The following is a 6,985-nucleotide window of genomic DNA, read 5'->3' on the forward strand; positions in this document are numbered from 1 at the left end:
TCAACGGCTCCGCACGGCGCCGCGAAACAGGCGGAAGTTCAGCCAGATGGCGATCAGGATGATCGTTCCGGTGACAATCGGCGTCAGGAAAGGCGACAGATGCGCCAGGATCAGGCCGTTGCCGATGACGGCCACGGTCAGCGCGCCGAGCACCGTGCCGATGATCGTTCCGCGGCCGCCGAACAGGCTGGTGCCGCCGAGCACGACGGCGGCGATGACTTCCAGCTCGAAACCCTGTCCGGCATTCGAAGATCCCGATCCGAGCCGGGCGGCAATGATGATCCCGGCAAGGGCGGCCGCGGTGGCGGAAATCACATAGACGAAGAGCGTCGTCTGCCGCGTGTTGACGCCGGCGCGCCGCACCGCCTCGGCGTTGGCGCCGATGCCGGTGACATAGCGGCCGAATGGCGTCTCGTTAAAGGCGAGATAGGCGATGGCCAGGATCGCCAGCGCGATCAGCGCCGGCACCGGCACGCCAAGGAACCAGGCGCGGCCCAGCACGGTGAATGCGCTTCCTGGCTCGATCGGGATGGAATAGCCGCCGGTGATCAGCAGCGCCACGCCACGGATCACCGAAAGCCCGGCAAGCGTGACGATGAAGGACGGGATGCCCTCATAGGCAATGAAATAGCCCTGTACCGCCCCAAGCAGAGCACCGAGCGCCAACATGGCGAGGATAACGACTGGCCACGGCAGGCCAAACTGCAAAAGCGTCGCCGACAGCGTCGCCACCAGCGCCAGCACGGAGCCGACCGAAAGATCGATGCCGCCAGTGGTAATGACGAAAGTCATTGCCGCGGCGACGATCAGCAGCGGCGCCGACTGCCGCAGGATGTTCAACAGATTGGGCGATGTCAGAAACGCGTCGGTCGCAACCGAGAAGATGATGCAGACGACCAGAAAGAACAGCGCGATCGAGACGACGCTGCCATTGGCGAGCAGCGCATCGCGCCAGGTGCCCCTGCGTACTCGTGAGGGCTGGGCGGTGTGGATCGCGTCGCTCATGCCGGCGCTCCACCGCGATAGCCATTGGTGGCGGAACGCGCACTGAACTTGCGGCCGACGATCAGATTGACCACGTCTTCGATATTGGTCTCGCCGATCAGCCGCTCGGCGACATTGCGCCCTTCATACATGACCTGGATGCGATCGCAGACGAGGAACAGATCCTGCAGCCGGTGGGTGATCAGGATGACGCTGACGCCGCGCGCACTGACCGCGCGGATCAGTTCGAGCACCGCCTCGACTTCGGCCACGGCAAGCGCTGCCGTCGGCTCGTCCATGATCAGCACCGCCGGCTCGAACGAGGCGGCGCGGCCGATCGCGATCGACTGGCGCTGCCCGCCGGACAGGTTTTCAACCTTGAGCCGCGTGTCTGCAATGACGATACCGAGCCGATCGAGCATCTGGCGCGTCTCGTCGTGCATGCGCTTCTTGTCGAGAAAGGAAATGCCTGCGATGCGGCGGCGCGGCTCGCGGCCGAGAAACAGATTGCCGGCAACATCGACCGTGTCGCACAGCGACAGGTCCTGGTAGACCATCTCGACGCGCGCCGCACGTGCGTCCGCCGGCGAGCTGAAGATCACCGGCTTGCCGTCGATCTCGATGGTGCCGGCGTCGGGAACCACTGCCCCCGACAGCACCTTGCTCAATGTCGACTTGCCGGCGCCATTGTCGCCGACCAGCCCCAGCACCTCGCCCGGCTTCAGCGTCAGCGACACGTCATCGAGCGTCTGGATGGCGTTGTAGCGCTTTGAGATGCCGCTCATCTGCACCCGATAGGTCTGGCCACTGGTCATCTGGGATTCCACGCGATTGCAAGGGATCCGCGGCGCAGCCTCAGACGGCGCCGCGGCTCGGTCGCCGACGCAGTTTACTTGAACATCGTGCGGTATTGATCGACATTCTTCTTGGTCACGATCGTCACCGGGATGTTGATGATCGGATCGATTTTCTCGCCCTTCTTGAGCTTACCCAGCGCTTCGACCGCAGCCTTGCCTTCGCCGGCCGGATCCTGCTGCACGACCGCCACCACCCAGCCGTCGTCGATGCCCTGAACGGCCTGCTTGGTCAGATCCCAGCCAAACACCTTGACGTCGCCGGTGCGGCCTTGGCTGGTCACCGCCGAAACGGCGCCGAGCAAGGCCGGCTCTCCGGTCGCATAGAGCGAGTTCATGTCCGGATTGGCCGTCATCAGGTTTTCCGAAGCGCTCAACGCGGTCTCCTGAACGTTCTGGCCGTCGACTATGTCGAGGAAGGTGACGGCCTGGCCGCTTTCGGTCACCGCCTTCTTGAAGCCGTCGAGGCGCTGGTTCTGAATGAATGAATTGAGTGCGCCGACGATACCGATCTTGGCCTTGCCGGCCATATCGGTCTTCACATAGTCGGCGTAGAATTTGCCGATGTCCTCGCCGGCCTTGGTGTTGTCGACGCCGATGAACGAAATATTGTCGCCGTCGGGGATCTGCGCGTCGATGGCTATGACGGGAATGCCGGCCGCCTTGGCTGCAGTGATCGCAGGCTTGACGCCGTTGACGTCGATGGCGACCAGAATGATGCCGTCGACTTTCTGCGTGATGTAGTTCTCGATCGCGTCGTTCTGCGCGCTCGGCACATTGTTGGCGTTGAAAATGACCAGCTTGGCGCCAGCGGCGTCGGCTGCCTTTTGCGCGCCCTCGTTGATCTGGTTGAAGAACAGGGCCTGCTGGTTGATGTTGACGAGAGCGAACGTATCGGCAAGCGCCGATCCCATGGCTGCCGAGCCCATGGCAATGGCGGCGGCACAGCCGGCGAGAAGTTTGAACAGACGCATTTCGGTTCCCCTTGCTTGCGGACCAGACCTCGGCTGGTCCCGTTGGTGCTACAGGCACGAGGCAAGCATTCAAGAGACTTGAATATTTGTCAATCCAAATGAACGCCGAGCGTTGCTCAGAAAGTCGCCGGCGTGTTGACCCAGAAAATGCTAGCGCGTTCCTCGCCGATGTTGCGGTAATGATGCGGCAGCTCCGACCTGAACACGAAGGCATCACCCGTGGCGAGAGCATGGCTCTTGCCGTCGACGATCAGTTCGACCCGCCCGGCGAGCACGTAGCCGACTTCCTCGCCGGCATGCTGGATCGGACCTTCGCTCGAGCCCTCTGCCTCGATGTGATGGATGTTGCATTGTAAGAGGTGGCCAGGCGAATACGGGATGATGCGTTCGAGCGAAATTCCTTCGCCACGCCGTAGCGCGTCGAGCGCGATCAAAGGCCTTGCGCCCGCCCGGAATACGATCGCCTCGTCGTCGTCGACTTGCTCGAACATCCAGCCGATGTTGGTGTCGAGAACCTCGACCAGACGGTGAAGCATGGGCAGGGACGGCGAAGCCTTGCCGTTCTCGATCTTGGACAGCAGGCTTTCCGAGCAATTCGCAGCCGCGGCCAGCGTCTTAAGCGTCATGCCGCGTGTCTGGCGGGCGAGGCGCAGCCGAGTTCCAAGTCTTGCGGCATTTACTGTGGCGTCCGTTTCTGACTCTGGCCGCCGTCGATCGATTTTGTTCATCTGTTCGCCAACCATTCAACGGTCAAGGGCAACTATCGCGCGAGCAAAAGACCTCGGCTGACGATTTGCAAGTGCTGATGCGTCAAATTCGAGACTGCAGCCGCAGCTGCCTCATCCGGCGAATGCCGCTCCCGCATGAACCGTGCTGATGAACCCGCGCCAGTTATCCCCTATCGCTTGGCTGTCCATCGTGGTCGAAATCGCCAGCCGTTACCGCGTTTGCGTCACGTGGCGAGTGGACTTGGAACGATAATGCGGGCAAGGCGGGCACGCAGCCAATCTACACAACCACGGCCGCGCCGACACGACAAAATCTGGACTGTCACCGAATTGCGGAGCGCGCCCGGAAGTCACCCGCGGCAGCGCCCCATGGAGTTACGCCCAGGGCGCGCAGGCTCGATAGCCGCGACGTATCCAATGAAATCCCTGGGCCAGTCGCGCACCGCTTGAGCTTCGGCAATTTTGAAGAAAGTCCGACAGAATTAATGGACTAGCACCTTGCTTATGTAAGTTGCGGAAGCGACGCGCGGTTAATGCTTTAGAAGTATAGACACATCGACACGAGGTGCGAAGAAGCAACGCCAATACAGCTGGTTGGTTACAACGTATTTATTTTCGCAGATATGGTATTGCCCGTCCGGGGATTCCTGTACACGGTCACGTGGGATGGTGAAATTATGCGGCAAATAAGTGTACCCGCCGTCTACCCTGGACCGCACCGAAGACCGAGGTATGGCGCGGCAATCTGAACCGCCGCAGCACTTGAATTTGGTCTGTGGGTCAATCTTATCTTCGTACCAATCATGGGCGTTAGCGGCTGTTGCGGCGGCGATACACATCGCCGTGAAGATGAGCCTTCGCATGGCATTCCTCAAGTATCTGGCAGGCGCTGCTCGTTGGGGTTTCCATGTATATTAGCGTTCCATTGAAAATACCATTGGCCTCCGACCGACTTAACGCAGCTGCAGCAAGCGACGCTCGCAACGGAAGACCGCATTGGGTCACGGCAGGACGACACTTGCGCCGACCAAAGGTCAGCTCTGGTCGCTCCGGGTTGGAAACCCGACCGTCTGCTCTGCGCCTAAACTCAGACGTAGAGCGGGCCACTGCGACATCCCATAAGCGGACACCCGGCTGCCGTGATGACGGTCAGCGTGTGATCGATCGGACAGACAACTAAACAACATCAAAGAGTTATGGGCGCGCGCATGCAAAGCCTGCACACGAAAGTTCTGCTTTCTTTTCCACTTTCGTTCCTGCGACGGCGTCACCGTTTGGCCTTTTCAAACGCTTCTTTGCTGGCGGCCATCGCCGATCCCGCGAGTCTCCGCTCCGGGATATCCACCTTTCGTAGAATGCCAGCACCATGGCCGTCGAAGGAAACGGCAGGTCAGCGGCTTGCGAGGAGTGCACTCCGGAGGCGTTAGCTATTCGGCTCATCCGCCAGCCGCCGAGAGCGGTGGAGTTCCCGATTGCATGGGGCGGGTACAGATCACCGCGAGCGGTAAATGCCAAGCACACAGGCTCAGAGAAGGCCGGACCCGCTTGGGGACGTGGGGTAAGAATGCCTGCGGACGGTCCTGACGGCCGCATCCACATCCGTTTTGCTGTCCCCGAGTTCTTGAAGGACAGCTGCACCCAGGAGAAGGCCGGATTCCGTCGTTTCGGGCATTACGGCTGTCGCGCCTTTCTCAAGCAGCTCTTGCACATGCATGTGGTGACGCGCCCGGACAATCACCGGGAGGTCGGGCAGTTTGCGTCTCAGCGCCGCAAGAACCGATTTGGCTGCCTCGGGGTCGTCCAGAGTGATCACCAGGGCCTTTGCGCTGTCAATTTTCGCGGCGGCCACCATCTCCTCCTGCGAAGCGTTGCCGAAAAAGACCGGTAGACGTTCTTTCCGGGACCGCTCTACATTTTTGGCGTCGAGGTCGACTGCAACCCACCTGTCTCCACGCTCGTCGAGCAATCTGCCGATCACCCGGCCTACCCGCCCGAACCCGGCAATGACGAACGTCCGGACACGGCGGACTGAAGCAACGCAGCATTTTCCACTTTGAGGCGAAATAATTCTCAACTATGGTCCGCCAGGCTTTAGGCATGAGGGGGAATTGCCGATGGTTTTGTCACGCAGGGGTGTCGTGCTCGGCGGCCTGGCGCTGGTCGCGGTGGGTGCAACCAGCAATATTGCTCAAGCCGCGGCGGCAAAATCCTTTTTCGCCGGTACCGCCAGCGACAACAATTTTGTCTATCGCAAGACCAATTTCGCCAAGATCGACAAGAGATGGCATCGCCAGATCGTCAAGTATTTCAGCAGCGAGCCGGTCGGCACCGTCGTGGTCGATACCCGCCACCATTTCCTCTACGTCATCATGGAAAACAAGACCGCCATCCGCTACGGCGTCGGCGTCGGCAAGGACGGCTTCAAATGGTACGGCCGCGCGACGATCGACCGCCGCGCGCTGTGGCCGCAATGGGTCCCACCCCCCGAAATGCGTAAGCGCAGGCCGGACCTACCGCCCATGGTCGCAGGCGGCGCGTCCAACAATCCGCTCGGGCCGCGCGCGCTCTATCTGCACCGCAACGGCGCCGACACCGGCTACCGCCTGCATGGCACGCTGGAGCCATGGAGCATCGGCACCGACGCTTCCAGCGGCTGCATCCGCATGTTCCCGGAAGACATCATCGACCTCTACCAGCGCTGCCCTATCGGCACCGCGGTGCAGGTCCTGCCGCACATCGCCGATCAGGCGCCCGCTTCCACCACTGTCGAATGATTGGCGCCTCATGAACCGCATGATTGAAAACACGCGCCGGCTGCTCGCCGCGGGCCTGCTGGTGCTGGCCGCATCCTGCTCGACCAGCAAGACGCTGGCCCCTTCCACGCCCGACGTCACCAACACCGAGGTTGCCGGCTTCCAGAACGTGCAGCCGGGCAGCGAGGAGGATTTTATCCTCAATGTCGGCCGCCGCACCTATTTCACGCAAGGTTCGGCCGCGCTCGATTCTGTCGCCAAGGCCACCCTCGACACCCAGATCGCCTGGTTAGCAAAGCATCCGCGCTGGCTGCTCAAGCTGCAGGGTTTCGCCGACGATCCCGGCGCAAGTGAAATGGCGCTGTCGCAGCAGCGCGCCGATGCGGTGATGGACTACCTCGCCGCCGGCGGCATAGACCGTAACCGCATGTGGGCCAAGGGCTACGGCAAGGACAGGCTCGTCCGCGAGTGCCCCGACACCGCCTGCAGGTCGCAGAACCGCCGCGTTGTGTCTAATTTGCGCGATGAGAGGGACGAGCCGTAGGGGGCTGCCGTTCTGCTTGTGACCCGAAGCAGAGTCTCACACGCGACGGCGGCATGGCTGTTTTGCGCCAGGGAACGAACCCGCTCGCGGGAGGGGCGCGGGGTTTGAGGCGTGAGCTTCGTTGGCAGCGTCGGTGAGGCTTTAATCG

The 6,985-nt window shown here is 61.6% G+C and carries 7 protein-coding genes; 2 read left to right on the top strand and 5 right to left on the bottom strand.

Going from position 1 to position 6,985, the window contains the following annotated elements; translation table 11 throughout:
* The 5 genes from NKI58_RS22270 to NKI58_RS22290 all read right to left on the bottom strand — a co-directional run bounded on the left by NKI58_RS22270 (position 1) and on the right by NKI58_RS22290 (position 5,614).
* On the bottom strand, positions 1 to 1,005 hold the full coding sequence (locus NKI58_RS22270; RefSeq protein ID WP_352474303.1) for an ABC transporter permease: 1,005 nt from the start codon (positions 1,003 to 1,005) through the stop codon (positions 1 to 3).
* Positions 1,002 to 1,799, bottom strand: a complete 798-nt coding sequence (locus tag NKI58_RS22275) for an ATP-binding cassette domain-containing protein (protein ID WP_352853758.1) — start codon at positions 1,797 to 1,799, stop codon at positions 1,002 to 1,004. Before NKI58_RS22275 ends, NKI58_RS22270 begins: the two co-directional genes overlap by 4 nt.
* Before the next feature lie 74 nt (positions 1,800 to 1,873).
* Positions 1,874 to 2,812: an ABC transporter substrate-binding protein gene (locus tag NKI58_RS22280; RefSeq protein WP_352786738.1), complete on the bottom strand. Its 939-nt coding sequence runs from the start codon at positions 2,810 to 2,812 to the stop codon at positions 1,874 to 1,876.
* A gap of 116 nt (positions 2,813 to 2,928) precedes the next feature.
* Positions 2,929 to 3,540 (bottom strand): cupin domain-containing protein, encoded by a 612-nt coding sequence (locus NKI58_RS22285; RefSeq protein WP_352458693.1) that lies wholly within the window; start codon positions 3,538 to 3,540, stop codon positions 2,929 to 2,931.
* A gap of 1,525 nt (positions 3,541 to 5,065) precedes the next feature.
* A complete protein-coding gene (locus NKI58_RS22290) occupies positions 5,066 to 5,614 on the bottom strand; it encodes an NAD-binding protein (protein ID WP_352786737.1) in 549 nt (182 codons plus the stop codon).
* A gap of 40 nt (positions 5,615 to 5,654) precedes the next feature.
* Between NKI58_RS22290 and NKI58_RS22295 the strand changes: the two genes are divergently transcribed.
* Together NKI58_RS22295 and NKI58_RS22300 are read left to right on the top strand one after the other, a co-directional pair.
* On the top strand, positions 5,655 to 6,314 hold the full coding sequence (locus tag NKI58_RS22295) for a L,D-transpeptidase (protein WP_352595026.1): 660 nt from the start codon (positions 5,655 to 5,657) through the stop codon (positions 6,312 to 6,314).
* A 10-nt stretch (positions 6,315 to 6,324) separates the two neighbouring features.
* The gene (locus NKI58_RS22300) at positions 6,325 to 6,837 is read left to right on the top strand and encodes an OmpA family protein (RefSeq protein WP_352622882.1); all 513 of its coding nucleotides are present in this window, start codon (positions 6,325 to 6,327) and stop codon (positions 6,835 to 6,837) included.
* Positions 6,838 to 6,985: the final 148 nt, after the last annotated feature.

This window comes from Mesorhizobium sp. M0522, from assembly GCF_040321085.1.
GTDB lineage: Bacteria > Pseudomonadota > Alphaproteobacteria > Rhizobiales > Rhizobiaceae > Mesorhizobium.